At 69.3% G+C, this 16,186-nt stretch carries 14 protein-coding genes; 8 read left to right on the top strand and 6 right to left on the bottom strand.

What is annotated here, in order from left to right:
* The 5 genes from AC07VM_RS08760 to AC07VM_RS08780 form a co-directional block, all read right to left on the bottom strand.
* Positions 1-236 (bottom strand): ATP-binding cassette domain-containing protein (locus AC07VM_RS08760; protein WP_494910757.1); only part of this gene is annotated, 236 nt, incomplete at its 3' end.
* Positions 233-1,084, bottom strand: a complete 852-nt coding sequence (locus tag AC07VM_RS08765) for an ABC transporter ATP-binding protein (RefSeq protein WP_494910758.1) — start codon at positions 1,082-1,084, stop codon at positions 233-235. The genes AC07VM_RS08760 and AC07VM_RS08765, both read right to left, overlap by 4 nt.
* Positions 1,081-2,058: an ABC transporter permease gene (locus tag AC07VM_RS08770; protein ID WP_267417826.1), complete on the bottom strand. Its 978-nt coding sequence runs from the start codon at positions 2,056-2,058 to the stop codon at positions 1,081-1,083. Before AC07VM_RS08770 ends, AC07VM_RS08765 begins: the two co-directional genes overlap by 4 nt.
* On the bottom strand, positions 2,051-3,046 hold the full coding sequence (locus tag AC07VM_RS08775) for an ABC transporter permease (protein WP_267417825.1): 996 nt from the start codon (positions 3,044-3,046) through the stop codon (positions 2,051-2,053). The genes AC07VM_RS08770 and AC07VM_RS08775 overlap by 8 nt, the downstream gene beginning before the upstream one ends.
* Before the next feature lie 43 nt (positions 3,047-3,089).
* Positions 3,090-4,781 carry an ABC transporter substrate-binding protein gene (locus AC07VM_RS08780; protein ID WP_267417823.1) on the bottom strand — a complete coding sequence of 564 codons (1,692 nt, stop codon included), beginning with the start codon at positions 4,779-4,781 and terminating at the stop codon, positions 3,090-3,092.
* A 268-nt stretch (positions 4,782-5,049) separates the two neighbouring features.
* Here AC07VM_RS08780 and AC07VM_RS08785 point away from each other — a divergent pair, with 268 nt between their 5' ends.
* Genes AC07VM_RS08785 through AC07VM_RS08815 form a run of 7 tightly spaced genes read left to right on the top strand, consistent with a single transcriptional unit; the run spans position 5,050 to position 12,461 of the window.
* A complete protein-coding gene (locus tag AC07VM_RS08785) occupies positions 5,050-5,766 on the top strand; it encodes an NUDIX hydrolase (protein ID WP_494910759.1) in 717 nt (238 codons plus the stop codon).
* Entirely contained in the window at positions 5,763-7,100 is a 1,338-nt protein-coding gene (gene nadA, locus AC07VM_RS08790; RefSeq protein ID WP_494910760.1) for a quinolinate synthase NadA, read from the top strand. The genes AC07VM_RS08785 and nadA overlap by 4 nt, the downstream gene beginning before the upstream one ends.
* Entirely contained in the window at positions 7,097-8,677 is a 1,581-nt protein-coding gene (nadB, locus tag AC07VM_RS08795) for an L-aspartate oxidase (RefSeq protein ID WP_494910761.1), read from the top strand. The genes nadA and nadB overlap by 4 nt, the downstream gene beginning before the upstream one ends.
* On the top strand, positions 8,677-9,528 hold the full coding sequence (nadC, locus tag AC07VM_RS08800; RefSeq protein WP_267417819.1) for a carboxylating nicotinate-nucleotide diphosphorylase: 852 nt from the start codon (positions 8,677-8,679) through the stop codon (positions 9,526-9,528). Before nadB ends, nadC begins: the two co-directional genes overlap by 1 nt.
* Positions 9,529-9,533: 5 nt before the next feature.
* Positions 9,534-10,670 carry a cysteine desulfurase family protein gene (locus AC07VM_RS08805; RefSeq protein ID WP_494910762.1) on the top strand — a complete coding sequence of 379 codons (1,137 nt, stop codon included), beginning with the start codon at positions 9,534-9,536 and terminating at the stop codon, positions 10,668-10,670.
* 22 nt (positions 10,671-10,692) lie between these two features.
* Positions 10,693-11,640 (top strand): glycosyltransferase family 2 protein, encoded by a 948-nt coding sequence (locus AC07VM_RS08810; protein ID WP_494910763.1) that lies wholly within the window; start codon positions 10,693-10,695, stop codon positions 11,638-11,640.
* Positions 11,641-11,687: 47 nt separating this feature from the next.
* On the top strand, positions 11,688-12,461 hold the full coding sequence (locus AC07VM_RS08815) for an SDR family NAD(P)-dependent oxidoreductase (protein ID WP_494910764.1): 774 nt from the start codon (positions 11,688-11,690) through the stop codon (positions 12,459-12,461).
* A gap of 16 nt (positions 12,462-12,477) precedes the next feature.
* Here AC07VM_RS08815 and AC07VM_RS08820 read toward each other — a convergent pair whose 3' ends face one another.
* Positions 12,478-14,535 (bottom strand): ABC transporter ATP-binding protein, encoded by a 2,058-nt coding sequence (locus AC07VM_RS08820; RefSeq protein ID WP_494911689.1) that lies wholly within the window; start codon positions 14,533-14,535, stop codon positions 12,478-12,480.
* 164 nt (positions 14,536-14,699) lie between these two features.
* Here AC07VM_RS08820 and AC07VM_RS08825 point away from each other — a divergent pair, with 164 nt between their 5' ends.
* A complete protein-coding gene (locus AC07VM_RS08825) occupies positions 14,700-16,178 on the top strand; it encodes an MDR family MFS transporter (RefSeq protein ID WP_494910765.1) in 1,479 nt (492 codons plus the stop codon).
* Positions 16,179-16,186 lie beyond the last annotated feature (8 nt).

Consider the following 16,186-nt stretch of genomic DNA (forward strand, 5'->3'; position numbering starts at 1 on the left):
GTCTCCAACTTCATCAACATCCGCGCGATCGTCGACTTCCCCGACCCCGACTCCCCCACCAACGCGACCGTCTTCCCGGCCTCGATCGTGAACGACACATCCTTCACCGCATGCAGGACACTGGTGCGGAACCCGGAACGCAGATGGAAATCCTTCACCAGATTCCGCGCCTCCAACCGTGCCACCGGCGCCCCAGCGCCCGCCGTGGTGTTCCCGGTCGTGGTGTTCGCGTTCATCGGACGCCCTCCTGGCTCACACCGGTACGCACGAAGTCGCCCCGCTCACCCTTCAACGACGGGAAACTCGACAACAACCGCCGCGTGTACTCGTGCTGCGGAGACCGGTAGATCTCCTCCGCCGTGCCCTCCTCCACGATCTGCCCCTGCAACATGATCGCGATCCGATCACTGATCTCGATCAACATCGGCAGATCATGCGTGATGAAGATCACCGCGAACCCGAGCTTCTCCCGCAACCGCATGATCTCCCGGATGATGCCCCGCTGCACCACCACATCCAACGCCGTGGTCGGCTCATCCATGATCATCACCTGCGGATCCAACGCCAGAGCCATCGCGATCATCATCCGCTGCCGCATCCCACCCGACAACTCATGCGGGAAACTCGACAGACGAGCAGGATCCACCCCCACCAAAGTGAGCAACTCCTCCGCCCGCGCCGTCTTCGCCTTCTTGCTCATGCCCGGCCGGTGCGTGTCGAAGATGTCGAAGATCTGCGCCTTGACACTGATCACCGGGTTCAACGAGTTCATCGCCCCCTGGAACACCATCGAGATCTTGTCCCACCGGAACGCCCGCAAACCCTCCCCATCCAAACCCACGATGTCGATGTCCTGACCATTCCGGTCATGGAACACGATCTCCCCACCCGTCATCAACGCCGGAGCCTTCAACAACCGATTCATCCCATACGCCAGGGTCGTCTTCCCACACCCCGACTCCCCCGCCAACCCCAGAATCTCCCCACGATTCAACGTCAACGACACATCCCGCACCGCCCGCACCGGCGGATCCACCTCATACTCGATCGACACATTCCGCGCCGTCAGGACCGGCTCGCTCATGCGGTGACTCCCTTGGTCTTGGCGGCCTTGCGCACGCGGCGCGCGGCTTCCGGCGCATTGCGCAGCTTCGGGTTGATGACCTCGTCGATCGCGAAGTTGATCAGCGAGAGTCCCGCACCCAGGACGGCGATCATGAGCCCCGGCGGCACGAACCACCACCACGCCCCACGACCGAGCGCCTGTCCGGACTGCGCGTCGTTCAGGATCGACCCCCAGGTGATCGACGAGTTCGGCCCGAGCCCCAGGTACGACAGGCCGGCTTCGCCGAGGATCGCGAAGATGATCGCGAACAGGAACTGCGCCGTGAGCAGGGGAAGGAGGTTCGGCATGATCTCGACGAGGATCACGCGGAACGACCGTTCCCCCGCGACCTTCGACGCGTACACGTAGTCCCTCGTGCGCAGGGACCGCGTCTGCAGCCTCAGCACATAGGCGGCACCGGCCCACGACGTGATGCCGAGGACGAAGGCGACGAGCTGCCAGCTGCGCTGCGGCACGAACGAGGCGATCACCATCACGAGTGGAAGGCCCGGGATCACGATCATCACGTTGGTGAGGAGGGCGAGGCCGTCTTCGCGCCAGCCGCCCAGGTACCCGGCGAGCACGCCGAACAGGAGGGACAGCACGATGGCGATGCCACCGGCCGTCACGCCGATGAGCAGAGAACCCTGAGCGCCGATGGCCAGCTGGGCGAACATGTCGTTGCCGAGCTTGGTCGTCCCCAGCCAGTGCTCCGCCGAGGGCGGCTGGAGCGCGGGGTTGGCGGTGCTGCGCGGGTTCTGCGAGAAGATCGGCGCGATGATCGCGAACAGCACGATGGCGAGGACCAGGATCACGCCGACGATGAACTTCGGCGAGGCGCTGGGAAGGACGCGGCGACGCTTGCGTCCCTGCTGAGTGGCCAGCGAGATGGTGCTGGCCGGCGACGTTGTCGGGGGCTCCTGGGTCAGGAGCGGGTTCTTCGTGTCAGACATTCTGGCGCGCCCTCGGGTCGATGAAGCCATAGACGAGGTCCATGATGAAGTTGGCGGCGAGCACCGTGAGCGTGATGACGAGGAACAGGCCCTGCATCAGCGCGTAGTCGTTGTTGGTGACGGCCTGGAACATCAGCTTGCCGATGCCCGGGTAGGTGAACACCTGTTCCATCACGATGGACCCGGCGACGACGAACCCCAGGGTGATCGAGAAGCCCGCGATCGAGGGGATGGCGGCGTTGCGGGCCGCGTACGTCGTCATGATGCGGCGCGGACGGAGCCCCTTCGCCTCGGCCGTGAGGACGTAGTCCTCGGCGAGCGTGGAGACCATCATGTTGCGCATGCCGAACATCCAGCCGCCGACCGAGCTGATCACGATGGTCAGCGCCGGGAGGATGGCGTGCGCCACCGCGTCGGTGAAGAACGCCCAGGTCGGCTCGGGGCCGTCCGGGTAGTCGAAGATGTCGTAGCCGCCGAAGATCGGGAACCAGCCCAGTCCCACGGCGAACACGGCCACCAGGATCAGTGCCATCCAGAAGTACGGGATCGACTGCAGCACGGTGGTCGCGGGGATCAGGTGGTCGACCCAGGTCCCGCGCTTCCACCCCGCCCAGGCGCCGAGGACGACGCCGAGGACGAAGGAGATGACGGTCGCGGTGCCGACGAGGACGAGCGTCCACGGCAGCGCCCCCGCGATCAGTTCCGTCACCGGGGTGGGGAACTTGGTGACCGACACTCCGAGGTCGCCCTGGAACATCCGCCCCCAGTAGGAGAGGTACTGCTCCCAGAGGGACGAGTCGTCACCGCCGAGCAGCAGCTTGATGTTGCGGATCGTGGTCTCGGAGACCTCACCGCCCGCCCGCTGCAGCTTGGCGATCATGATGTCGGCCGGGTCGCCCGGCATGAGCCGGGGAAGAAGGAAGTTGATGGAGATCGCGGCCCAGAGCGTGAACGCGTAGAACCCGATTCTTCGTGCATAGAACTTCATGTCACTGTTTTCCTGACTTCCTTCTTCCCCGACTCCTCTCTGATTACTTGGCCGGCTGCAGCTGCGTCAGGATGTAGCCTGCCGCGATTGCACCCCACGACGGCGGGAAGGCGTAGAGGTTGTCCTCGGTCGGCCAGCCCGTGTAGTCCTTCGTGTTGTAGAAGGTCTGCGTCGCGTTGATGACGAGCGGGATGTAGGGCAGGTCACGCACGATCTCGGTCTGGATCGTGGCGTACAGCTCCTTCTTCGTCGCCTCGTCGTTCGTGCTGATCGCCGACTGGATCGCAGCGTCGACCTTCGGGTTGTTGTAGCGGCTGAAGTTCCAGCGCGTCGCCGGGATCTCCTTGCCGACCGGGCCGGTCGAGCCGACCTCGGTGCCACCGAACCAGTCACGGTAGATCTGGAACGGGTCGGCGACAGACGTGCCGATGACACCGCCGACGATCAGCTGGTAGTTGCCACCCTGGCGAGCGTCCGAGAACTCCTGCCACTGCACGGTCGAAGCCGTGACCTTGATGCCGGCCGCCTCGGCCTGCTCGGCGATCAGCTTCGCGGCGTCGTTGTAGTCGGTCCAGCCGTCGACCGAGATCAGGCTGAGCTCGACGGGCACGCCGTCCTTCTCGTAGATGCCGCTCGAACCCTTGGTGTAACCGGCGGCCTCGAGGATGGAGCCTGCCTCGGCCACGTTGGCCTCCTGCGGGCTGACCTCGTTGGCCGGGTCCGCGACCCACTTCTCGTCACGGGGCAGCAGAGCGAACGTCGGCGAGATGTCGCCGGTGAGACCGACGAACGCCTTGTCCTTGATGGTGGCGCGGTCGATCGCGACGTTGAGCGCCTGACGCACGGCGACGTCGGTCTGCGGACCGGTGCAGCCGAGGTCGGCGTTCGAGCAGGTGTAGAGCACCGTCGGGTCCTGCGGCGTGTTGATCCAGTCGATCTTGCCGTTGGAGGTCACGTCGTCCGGGTTCGGGATGAACATTCCCGTCCAGTCGAGCTTGCCGGCGGCGAGCAGGTCCTGAGCGGTCTGGTTGTTGTCGACCGCGATGTACTGGACCTTCTTGACACCGAGCTTGTCGGCGTCACGGAAGTTCTTGTTCGCGACGAGGGTGTAGGACTCGCTCGTGGTCTTGTCGACGACGTAGGCGCCGGAGCCCACCGGGTCCTCGTTCGCGAAGTTCGCGAAGTCGGTGATGTCCGCCCAGACGTGCTCCGGGAGGATGTAGGTCGAGCCGAGACGCTGGAACTCGGTCGTGTACTGCGCCGACGAGTAGGTCAGCACGACGGTGGTGTCGTCGGTCGCCTCCGCGGAGACGAGGCCGTTGCCCTCGGGGTTGTTGCCCTCGTACTCGAAGGAGAAGACGACGTCCTTCGCGGTGAGCGGCTTGCCGTCGCTCCACTTGAGGTCGGGCTTGATGGTGACGGTGATCACCGTGCCGTCCTCGTTGTACTCGAACTTGTCGCCGATCAGGCCGACAGGCTCGGAGTCCGCGGTCTTGTTGTAGAAGAACAGCGGCTCGTAGATCGGACCGAGCGCGCCGTGGAGCACGGTCGGTGCGAACGGGTTGTAGTTCGCGGTGATCGGGGTCTGGCTACCGGCCCACACACGAAGTGCCCGGTCGCTGTCGGCGTTGCCGCCGTCGCCACCACCCGAGCCACAGGCGGTGAGGCCCAGCGCGAGGACGGAAGCCCCCGCGACCGCGGTGAGCGCGAGCTTGCGCTTTCCGTTACGGATCATTTCTCTTGTTTCCTCTCGGTGCTGCACTGCAGGAGGGATCGCTCCGGATGGAGCGGAACCCCGGTGTCGGGGTTCGCGGCCCCGGAAGGCGACCGGTCGGCCACCGTGAAGGGGTTTGTTAGGACAGTAACCTAACAAACCCTGCACCGGTGGACAAGCTTCCTCGCGCCCCGCAGATAACGTTTCGGACTCGGCAGGAATACGCGTCATATGCGCGCACTAAGAGTCTCGATGACACTAAGATCGGACGCAGGAGGTTAAAGTCCCCATGACTCGAAGCAGTGCGATCCGCGTCGCCGTCTCGACCGTCATCCTCACGCTGCGGCGCACCGAGGACGGACGGGCCGTGCTCGCGCTGCCGCTCGTCCTGCGCACGCGCGAGCCCTTCGCGCAGCAGTGGGCGCTTCCCGGGGGCTGGCTCACGGTCGCCGAGTCTCCCGTCGACGCGGCAGCGCGCACCCTGGCCGAGACCACCGGACTCGCGCCGAGCTATCTGGAGCAGCTCTACGCCTTCGGCGCCGTCGACCGCTCCCCCACCCGGGTCGTGTCGATCGTGTACTGGGCGCTGCTCCGGCAGGACGACGTGACCGCGCAGATCGCCGCGCACCAGGCCTCCGGCCGCGCCCCGGAGAACGTGCGATGGTTCGACGTCGACCAGCTCCCGCCGCTGGCCTTCGATCACGCCGAGATCGTCGAGTACGCCCTCTGGCGGCTGCGCAACAAGGTCGGCTACAGCCGCGTGGCGCAGGGCTTCCTCCCCGAGGAGTTCACCCTCGCCGAGCTGCGCGAAGCGTACGAGTCGATCCTCGGCCGGACCCTCGACCCCGCCAACTTCCGCCGTCAGGTGGAGGCCGCCGGCAACCTGCTCCCCACCGATCGCTTCCGCACCGGGAGCCACCGTCCTGCACGTCTGTACCGCGACAACACCGACATCGAGCTGGCCGATCGCGGCCCCCTCGGCCCCGAAGAAACGAGCACCCGATGAGCATCACCTTCGTACCCGCTCCCGCCGTTCCCCCGCTGGACGCCTCGGTGGACCACGCGATCCAGGCGATCGTCTCCGGCGCATCGACCGACGCGACCTGTACCACCGACCTCGCGGTCGGCCCCTGGGACTTCGACACCCGACCGGGATACGGACCCGGCTCGTCGATGGGCGACGTCATCCCGACCGGAGCGCCGCGCCAGGGCGAACTGCCCGCCGCGTACCGGGAGGCGTCCGAAGCGGACCTCGATCGTCGCATCCGTGCGGCGAAGGCGACCCTCGGCGACCGGGTCGTGATCCTCGGGCATTTCTATCAGCGCGAGGAGGTGGTGCAGCACGCCGACTACGTGGGCGACTCGTTCCAGCTCGCCACCGCGGCGAAGGGGCGCGCCGACGCCGAAGCCATCGTGTTCTGCGGCGTGCACTTCATGGCCGAGACCGCCGATCTGCTCTCGGGGCCCGAGCAGGCCGTGATCCTGCCGAACCTCGCCGCCGGGTGCTCGATGGCCGACATGGCCGACATCGACCAGGTCGAGGAGTGCTGGGAGCAGCTGGAGGAGGTCTTCGGCGACCTCGAGGCCACCGATGCCGACGGGCGCGTGCCCGTGATCCCCGTGACCTACATGAACTCCTCGGCAGCGATCAAGGGCTTCGTCGGACGGCACGGCGGGATCGTGTGCACCTCCTCCAACGCCGAGACGGTTCTCGAGTGGGCCTTCGAGCGCGGACGGCGAGTGCTGTTCTTCCCGGACCAGCACCTCGGCCGCAACACCGCCAAGGCCATGGGAGTCCCCCTCGAGCAGATGCCGATGTGGAACCCGCGGCGAGCGCTGGGCGGATCCTCGGCCGACGAACTCCTCGATTCCCGCGTGATCCTGTGGCACGGATTCTGCTCGGTGCACCGCCGCTTCACGGTGGGTCAGATCGACCAGGCCCGCGCCGAGCACCCGGGCGTGCGGGTGATCGTGCACCCGGAATGCCCGATGGAGGTCGTCGACGCCGCGGACGAGGCGGGCTCGACCGAGTACATCCGCCGCGCGATCGACGCCGCCACGGAGCCGACGACCTTCGCGATCGGCACCGAGATCAACCTCGTGCGCCGACTCGCCGCGCAGTACCCGCAGCACGAGATCTTCTGCCTCGACCCCGTCGTGTGCCCCTGCTCGACGATGTACCGCATCCACCCCGGCTACCTCGCCTGGGTCCTGGAGGAGCTGGTCGCGGGCCGCACCCCGAACCGCATCACGGTCACCGGGGACGTCGCCGACCCCGCGCGCGTGGCGCTGGAGCGGATGCTCGCGGCGAAGCCCCCGGTGGTCGCAGGCGCGCGATGAACGTCGTCGTCGTCGGCTCGGGCATCGCGGGGCTCACCGCGGCCCTCCGTGCGCACGAAGCCGGTCACCGGGTGACGATCGCGACCAAGGGCGCGCTCGGCGACGGCTGCACCGGACTCGCGCAGGGCGGTGTGGCGGGGATCTACGGCCCCGGCGACTCGGCGGCGCAGCACGCGGCCGACACGATGGACGCCGGCGCAGGACTCTCCGACCCCGCGGCCGTGCGCGTGCTCGTCACCGAGGGTGCCGAGCGGATCGCCGAGCTCATCGCCCGCGGCGTCGCCTTCGACAGGACGACGGACGGTGCGCTCGAGCTCGGGCGTGAGGCCGCGCACCAGCACGCCCGTATCGTGCACGCCGGCGGCGACGCCACCGGAGCCGCGATCTCGGCCGCGCTCATCGCCGCCGTGGGGAAGACCTCCATCGCCGTCGTCGAGCGCGCGCTGCTCACCGACCTCCTCCTGACGTCGGGAGCGGCCCGCGGCGTCCGGCTGCTGATCGACGGCACGTCGACCCAGCTCGCGGCCGACGCCGTGATCCTCGCGACCGGCGGCGCCGGTCACCTCTACGCCCACACGACGAACCCGGACGGCGCCACCGGTGACGGCATCGCCGTGGCACTGCGCGCCGGCGCGGCGGTCGCCGACCTCGAGTTCGTGCAGTTCCATCCGACGGTCCTGGCGGCCGGTCCCGCATTCCTCATCTCCGAGGCGGTACGGGGCGAGGGCGCCACCCTGATCGACGACGACGGGCGCCGCTTCACGTTCGACAGCCATCCCGACGGCGAACTCGCCCCGCGAGACGTGGTGTCGCGGGCGATCGCTCGTCGGGCGGCGGCCCAGGGCGCTCCCGTGCGACTGGATGCGACGGGCCTGGGAGCTGCCGCACTGAGCCGCCGGTTCCCCACCATCGACCGCGTCACGCGTGAACGGGGATTCGACTGGTCTCGCGAGCCGATCCCCGTGACCCCGGCCGCGCACTATCTGATGGGCGGCGTCGTCACCGACCTCGACGGCCGCACCACCGTACCGGGGCTCTTCGCCGTCGGCGAGGTCGCGCGCACGGGCGTGCACGGGGCCAACCGCCTGGCGTCGAACTCGCTGCTCGAGGGCGCGGTGTTCGGAGCCCGTGCCGCGGCCGCCCTGACGACGGATCGTTTCGTCTCGCTTCGCTCGCTCAACGACCGGGGGGCCGAGCTCTCGTCCGATGACCGGGGGCCGGCGGGATCGGTGCCGTCTCCGGTCGTCGAGCGAGGAGCGCAGCGACGAGACGAAACGCACCCCGCGTTCACCCGCGCCGCCCTGCAGCAGCTCATGTGGGACGAGGTCGGACTGCTGCGGACCGGCACCGGACTCGCGCACGCTCTGGAGACCGTGCGCGCCTGGGCCGCCGCCGCTCCCGCGCCGACCGGCGTCGCCGAGCACGAGGACGCCAACCTGCTGCTGCTCGCCGAGGCCACCGCCGACGCGGCACTGCGCCGCACGACGTCGGTCGGCGCGCATCATCGCGTCGATGCACCCGAGGTGCGGACCACCCCCACGACACGCCCCCGTACCGCGATCCTGGAGACCGTCTGATGCTCACCCGCGCCACCCTCACCCGCGTCGTCGGAGCCGCCCTCGAGGAGGATGCCCCCTGGGGAGACCTGACCAGCACCACGCTCCTCCCGGCGGAGGCCACGGCCACCGCCGACCTCGTCGCCCGCGAGCCCGGGGTCTTCAGCGGCGGTGACGTCTTCACCGCCGCGTTCACCCTGACGGACCCGACTCTGGCGGTGGACGTCCACGTCGGGGACGGCGACGAGTTCGCTCCCGGCGACGTCCTCGCCTCCGTCTCGGGCCCGGCACGCAGCATCCTCACCGCCGAGCGGGTCGCCCTGAACTTCACGCAGCGGATGAGCGGCATCGCGACCCTCACCGCGGCCTACGTCGCCGCGATCGACGGCACCGCCGCACGCATCGCCGACACCCGGAAGACCACCCCGGGTCTGCGCGCGTTCGAACGCCACGCCGTCGAGTCCGGCGGCGCCCGCAACCACCGCTACTCGCTGTCGGATGCCGTGATGGCGAAGGACAACCATCTGGCCGTGCTCACGCGCTCGGGCCTCGACCTCGCGACGGCGCTGCGCGAGGCGCTCTCCCGTCTCCCGCACACCACGCACGTCGTCGTGGAGGTCGACCGCCTCGACCAGATCCCGGCGGTCCTCGACGGCGGCGCCCACACGGTGCTGCTCGACAACTTCTCGCTCGAGGACCTGCGCCGGGGCGTCGCGCTGATCGGCGGACGCGCGACGGTCGAGGCCTCCGGCGGGGTGAACCTCGACACGGTCGGCGACATCGCCCGCACCGGTGTCGACGTGATCTCGGTCGGGGCTCTCACGCACTCGGCCCGTGCGCTCGACCTCGGCCTGGACCTGCGGATCGACTGAGCGCCGTGCTGTACCTCGACCATGCCGCCACATCCCCGGTGCGACCGGAGGTGCTCGAGGCGATGCGCCCCTACCTCACCGGAGTGTTCGGCAACCCCTCCAGCCACCACACGGCCGGGGAGGCTGCGTCGAGCGCGCTCGACGATGCCCGCGCGCGGGTCGCCCGGGTGCTGGGGATGCGGGCCGGAGACGTCGTGTTCACCGCGGGCGGCACCGAGGCGAACAACCTCGCGGTCAAGGGCATCGTGCTCGCCGCGCTCGAGGCCGGTCGGCGGCACCTCGTGGTCTCCCCGATCGAGCACGAGTCGATCCTGGAGTCCGCCGGGTATCTGCGACGCTTCCATGCGGTCGAGGTGACGCTCCTTCCCGTGGACGCGCACGGCCGGATCGCACCGGACGATCTCGCCGCGGTGCTCCGGGACGACACCGCGCTGGTCTCGATCGGCCATGCCAACAACGAGATCGGCACCGTGCAGGATGTGGCCGCGCTGGCGTCGGTCGCTCGCGCCGTCCGGGTGCCGCTGCACCTGGACGCGGTGCAGTCCGCGGGGTGGCTTCCGCTGAGCGACCTCGGCGCCGATGCGGTGTCGATCGCCGGGCACAAGCTCGGGGCGCCCAAGGGCATCGGCGCGCTGGCAGTGCGCGGCCGCGTGCCCCTGGAACCGCTGCTCCACGGCGGAGGACAGGAGCGCGGACGACGGTCGGGCACCGAGAACGTGGCGGGGGCCGTGGCGCTGGCGACCGCCCTGGAGCTCGCCGAGCAGGAACGGGAGACGGTGGCCGCGCGCGTCGGGTCGGCAGCGACGCGGTTCATCTCCCGGGTGCTCGCCGCCGTCCCCGAAGCCGCGCTCACGGGCGACCCCGTGCAGCGGCTGCCCGGAACCGCGAGCTTCACGTTCGCCGGCACCAGCGGGGAGGCGGTGCTGCTCGAGCTGGAGCGTCGCGGGGTCATCTCGTCGAGCGGGTCGGCATGCGCCGCCGGCAGCGACGAGGCCTCCCATGTGCTGGTGGCCTGCGGCGTGCCCGCCGAGGTCGCGCAGACGTCCGTGCGATTCACCTTCGGCCGGGAGCCCCTGCCCGAGGACGCTCCGGAGCGACTGGCGGCACTCGTCGCGGAATCCGTGCGCACGGCCGGGGGATGACGCGCGGCCATAGACTCGGCTGGTGACTGCCCCCGCCCCGATCGTGACGCTGATCGTCCCCGGCCGAGACATCGCCGCGTACGCTCCGGCCGCCCTCGACTCCCTGCGTGCACAGACCGAACCCCGGTGGCGTGCGATCCTCATCGACGACGGTTCGACCGACGACACGGGGGCGATCTTCGACGCGGCCGCGAGCGCCGACCGTCGCTTCACCACGATCCGCCACGAAGCGTCCCGCGGCCTGGGTGCCGCCCGCAACGTCGGCCTCGCCCGGGTCGACACCCCGTACCTCGGCTTCCTCGACGCCGACGACGAGCTGCTTCCCGATGCCCTCGCCCGTCTGACGGGGACCCTCGCCACGAGCGGGAGCGACTTCGTCGCGGGCGCCTATGTGCGCTCTCGGCTGCAGGGCGACGGATACGTCGCCGGACGCGTGCAGCCCTGGGTCGCTGCCGCGACATCGCCCGAACAGCTCGGCACGACCCTCGATGCGCACCCCCGCGCCGTCTCGAACATCGTCGCCTGGTCGAAGGTGAGCCGCACCGACTTCTGGCGCGACCTCCGTTTCCCCGAGGGCGTCGCCTACGAAGACCAGGTCGTCGCACAGCTGATGTACACGCGGGCGCGCGCCTTCGACGTGATCCCCGATGTCGTCGTCCGGTGGCGCCTCCGGGCCGAGGGCACCTCCATCACGCAGAGCAAGGCGCAGCTCCCGGTGCTGCGCGACTACCTCACGGCCCTGCGCGGCGGCATCCGGGTGCTGACCGACGCGGGCGCCCGCGCCTCGGTCACCGCCCGTCTCGAGCTGATCCTCGCCATGGACGTCGCCCCGCTCCTCGACATCGCGAGCAGCCACCCCGACCCGACGTACGCCGCCGAGGTCGACGCCTTCATCGCGGAGCTGCGGGCACTCCCCGAGTTCGCGGACGCCGTTCCCGACCCCGCCATCGCCGCCGCGCTCGCGTGGTGACCCCTGACCTCCGACGCCCGCTCCCGACCCCTGCCCCCGGTGACCGCATGAACGAATACCTCTCCTCCCTGTTCTCCCTCGACGGCCGCACCGCGGTCGTGACCGGCGGCAGCTCCGGCATCGGCCGCGGCATCGCCACCGCCCTCGCCCGCGCCGGAGCCGCGACCGTCGTCGTCGCCCGCGGCGAGGAGCGCATCCGGGAGACCGTCGACGAGCTCCAGGCACTCGGATGCCGTGTCGCCGGCGTCGTGGGCGACCTCAGCACCCGGTCGGGCATCCACGCGGTCGCCGAGGCCGCTGCAGAGCCTTTCGGCGAGCCGGACATCCTGGTGAACTCCGCGGGCATCAACATCCGCCCGCCGTTCCCGGAGATCACCGAGGACGACTGGGATGCGACGATGACGGTCAACGCCCTCGCCCCGTTCCTGCTCGGCCAGCGCTACGCGAAGAGCATGGCGGAACGCGGCTACGGCAGGCTCATCCACATCAGCTCCCAGCAGGCCCACCGCGCCTTCGTCGGCAGCGGCGTCTACGGCGCCTCCAAGGGCGCGGTCGAGTCGCTCATGCGCTCGGAGGCGGAGGCCTGGGGCGGCACCGGAGTGACCAGCAACACGCTCGTGCCCGGATTCGTGCTCACGCCGCTGAACGCGCGCCTGCAGGAGGACCCGGCGAAGGTCGCGGATCTCGCGGCCCGCACCATGATCGGACGCAACGGGCTGCCCAGCGACTTCGCCGGCGCCGCCGTGTTCCTCGCCGGAGCGGGCTCAGGTTACGTGACGGGACACTCGCTGTTCGTCGACGGCGGCCTGTCGGTGCACTGAGGCCGCGCGGCCCGGCTCAGGGCTCCGGCGGATAGACCCGCTCGTCCGGACGCGGCTCGGCGAGCAGCGGCACCGCGGCGGTGATCGCCGCGACGGCGTCGGCACCCGCCGAGTCGACCGGCGCTCGATCGGCACGACGATCCGCGAACGGCGCCGGGGCTCCTCCGGTGACGACCTCCTCGACGACCGCCTCGGTGTCGAGCACGCGCGAGGCCGCGACCTGCTCCGCGGCGAGCTCTGCGTAGAGCCCGCCCTGGGCGAGGAGCTCGGCGTGCGTCCCCGACTCGACGATGCGCCCGGCCTCGAGCACGTGGATAACGTCCGCCCCCATCACCGTGGAGAGCCGATGGGCGATCGACAGCGTCGTGCGGCCCTTCGCCGCTTCGTCGAGCGCCTCCTGCACCACGCGCTCCGACACGGTGTCGAGGGCCGAGGTCGCCTCGTCGAGAAGGAGCACCGGCGGATCCTTCAGCAGCACCCGGGCGATCGCGATGCGCTGCTTCTCCCCGCCGGACAGGCGATACCCCCGCTCGCCGACCACGGTGTCGTAGCCCTGCTCGAACCCGGCGATGATGTGGTGGATGTTGGCGGCCGTGCACGCCGCGATCAGCTCCTCCTCGGTCGCGTCGGGCTTGGCGTAGCGGAGGTTCTCGCGGATCGTCGCGTGGAACAGATACGTCTCCTGCGACACGATGCCGACGTGGTCGATGATCGACTCCTGCGTGAGCGCGCGCACGTCGGCGCCGGCGAACAGCACGGCCCCGCCCTTGACCTCGTACAGGCGCGGAGCCAGGTACAGGATCGTGGTCTTGCCCGCACCGGACGGTCCGACGAACGCGACGTGCTGACCGGGCTCGGCGACGAACGAGACACCGTCCAGCGTCGGCCGGGCGTCGGCAGAGGCATCCGGGTAGCGGAAGACGACCTCCGCGAACTCGAGGCGCCCGCGCGGACCCGGGGCATCGTCCACCGTGATCGCATCCGGGGCGTCCTGGATCTCGGGCACCAGGTCGAGGTACTCGAAGATGCGGGCGAACAGCGCCGACGACGTCTGCAGGTCGAGCGAGACCCGCATGAGTCCCATCAACGGCATGAGCAGTCGCGCCTGCACCGTGGTGAACGCGACGACGGTTCCGGCGGTGATCGCGCCGGTGCCTCCCGCGATCAGGTAGCCCGAGACCAGGTAGATGACCGCGGGCACGCTGGCCATGAGCACCTGGACGACCGCGAAGAAGCCCTGGCCGCTCATCGCCCGGCGCACCTGTAGCGTGACCTGGTTGCGATTCTCGGCCTGGTAGCGCTCGGACTCGGTGCGCTGCCGGTTGAACGCCTTCGACAGCAGCATGCCCGAGACGCTCAGCGTCTCCTGCGTGATCGAGGTCAGCTCCGACAGCGACTCCTGGGTCTCCCCCGCGATCCGGGCTCGCACCTGGCCCACCTTGCGCTGGACGAAGATCAGGAACGGCATCATGATCACCGCGATGAGCGTGAGACGCCAGTCGATCAGGATCATCGCGACGAGCGAGGCGATCACGGTCACGACGTTGCCCAGAATGCTGGTGACGGTGTTCGTCAGGACTCCCGAGACGCCACCGACATCGTTCTGCAGTCGCGACTGGATGACTCCGGTCTTGGTGCGGGTGAAGAATCCGAGCTCCATCGCCTGGAGGTGCTCGAACAGCTTGACGCGTAGATCACCCGTGACACTGTTGCCGACCGTCGAGGTCAACCAGGTCTGCGCGACGCCGAGGACCGCGGAGAGCAGGAAGAGACCCACCATGGCGGCGACGAGCCACCCCAGCAGCTCGAGATGCGGACCCCCTCCGGCGACGGGGAACAGCGCGTCGTCGAAGATGCGCTGCACGATCAGGGGCGGCACCACGGCAATCGCCGCGCCCACGACGACGAGGATCCCCGTGAAGAAGATCCGCCAGCGGTAGGCGCGGAACAGCGAGATCACCCGGGCGCCCAGACCGCTGATCCGCGGCGCCTCGGCGTTCAGCTTCCGCTGCGCGTTCTCGTCGACCCCGCGGAAGCCACCGCCGCGCGGTCCACCGCCCATTCCGCCGCCCATGCTCATGGCGCCAGCGTACTCAGCCACGAGGACATCGAGGACGGCGAATCCGCCATGGGCGGATATCTGTGAGTTCGGAATGAAATGTCCGTGGCCGCCGTTACGCTGAATGACTCTTGCGAACTCTCGCGATATCCATTTCTTCTTCGCCCTGGAGGCCGCCCATGTCTGCCGTCGATACCGGCTCCATCTCGACGACCCCCGCAACGGCAGGGGGCGAGATCTCCCGCAAGGACATGCGGGTGATCTGGCTGCTGCTGGTCGCCGCCTTCGTCGCCATCCTCAACGAGACCACGATGGGGATCGCGATCCCCCACCTGAACACCGACCTCGGCATCCCGCCGGAGCTCGGCCAGTGGCTCACCAGCGCCTTCATGCTGACCATGGCCGTCGTGATCCCCACGACCGGATTCATCCTGCAGCGGTTCACCACGCGCCAGGTCTTCATCGCCGCGATGATCGCCTTCTCGCTCGGCACGCTGGTCGCGCTCGTCGCTCCGGGCTTCGCCGTGCTCCTCGTCGGCCGAGTGATCCAGGCGGCCGGCACCGGCATCATGATGCCGCTGCTGATGACCACGATCATGAACGTCGTCCCGCCGCAGTCGCGTGGTCGCATGATGGGTCGCGTCGGCCTCGTGATCTCGCTCGCTCCCGCGATCGGCCCGACCCTCGCGGGCGCGGTGCTCGAACTCGCGAGCTGGCGCGCACTGTTCGCGATCATCCTCCCGATCTCCCTCATCGCGCTCTTCATGGGTGTGAAGTGGATGACGAACCTCGGCGAGACCCGGGCCGTGCCGCTCGACGTGCTCTCGATCCCGCTCGCGGCCCTCGGCTTCGGCGGCATCGTGTTCGGACTCAGCCAGTTCGGCGGCGAGGGCGGATCGGGCGAGACCGCCGGGATCATCTCGCTGGTCGTCGGCGCCGTGTCGCTCGGACTGTTCGTCTGGCGTCAGCTCCTGCTGCAGCGCATCGACGACGCGCTGCTCGACCTGCGCGTGTTCCGCTCCAGCAACTTCACGCTGTCCGTGATCATCATGTCGATCCTGGCGCTGTCGATGTTCGGCACCCTGACGCTGCTTCCTCAGTACCTGCAGAACGTCGCCGGCCTCAACCCGCTCCAGTCCGGCCTGATCCTGCTCCCCGGCTCACTGCTGATGGGTCTGCTCGGGCCGATCATGGGTCGGGTCTACGACGCGCGCGGCACCCGTCCGCTGCTCATCCCCGGCACGATCCTGGTCTCGGCCTCGCTGTTCTTCTACTCGACCGTGGGCGAGCACACCGTGTGGTGGGTGCTGATCATCGTGCAGGCGGCCATGTCGGTCGGACTCGCGATGTCGTTCACGCCGCTGTTCTCCGCCTCGCTCGGGTCGCTCCAGCGCTCGCTGTACTCGCACGGATCGGCGGTGCTGAACACCCTGCAGCAGGTCGGTGGCGCGGCGGGTGTCGCGGTGCTGCTGGTGACGTACTCCTCGATCCTGCACGCCGGCGAGCAGGAGGGCCTGTCGACCGCGGTCGCCGGTGCGCCCGGTGCGCGCATGGCGTTCCTCATCGCGGCGATCATCTCGCTCGCGGCGGTGGCGCTCAGCCCGTTCGTCCGCAAGCCCGCCGACGATGCGGGCGAGGGCTTCCACGGAGGACACTGACCGTCCGT

This window comes from Microbacterium sp. GW821-FHT01D02, from assembly GCF_059422585.1.

Coding starts and splice junctions, on each gene's coding strand:
- AC07VM_RS08765 (WP_494910758.1), bottom strand. CDS start 1,084: ATGAGCGAGCCGGTCCTGACGGCGCGGAATGTGTCGATCGAGTATGAG.
- AC07VM_RS08770 (WP_267417826.1), bottom strand. CDS start 2,058: ATGTCTGACACGAAGAACCCGCTCCTGACCCAGGAGCCCCCGACAACG.
- AC07VM_RS08775 (WP_267417825.1), bottom strand. CDS start 3,046: ATGAAGTTCTATGCACGAAGAATCGGGTTCTACGCGTTCACGCTCTGG.
- AC07VM_RS08780 (WP_267417823.1), bottom strand. CDS start 4,781: ATGATCCGTAACGGAAAGCGCAAGCTCGCGCTCACCGCGGTCGCGGGG.
- AC07VM_RS08785 (WP_494910759.1), top strand. CDS start 5,050: ATGACTCGAAGCAGTGCGATCCGCGTCGCCGTCTCGACCGTCATCCTC.
- nadA (WP_494910760.1), top strand. CDS start 5,763: ATGAGCATCACCTTCGTACCCGCTCCCGCCGTTCCCCCGCTGGACGCC.
- nadB (WP_494910761.1), top strand. CDS start 7,097: ATGAACGTCGTCGTCGTCGGCTCGGGCATCGCGGGGCTCACCGCGGCC.
- nadC (WP_267417819.1), top strand. CDS start 8,677: ATGCTCACCCGCGCCACCCTCACCCGCGTCGTCGGAGCCGCCCTCGAG.
- AC07VM_RS08815 (WP_494910764.1), top strand. CDS start 11,688: ATGAACGAATACCTCTCCTCCCTGTTCTCCCTCGACGGCCGCACCGCG.
- AC07VM_RS08820 (WP_494911689.1), bottom strand. CDS start 14,535: ATGGGCGGCGGAATGGGCGGTGGACCGCGCGGCGGTGGCTTCCGCGGG.
- AC07VM_RS08825 (WP_494910765.1), top strand. CDS start 14,700: ATGTCTGCCGTCGATACCGGCTCCATCTCGACGACCCCCGCAACGGCA.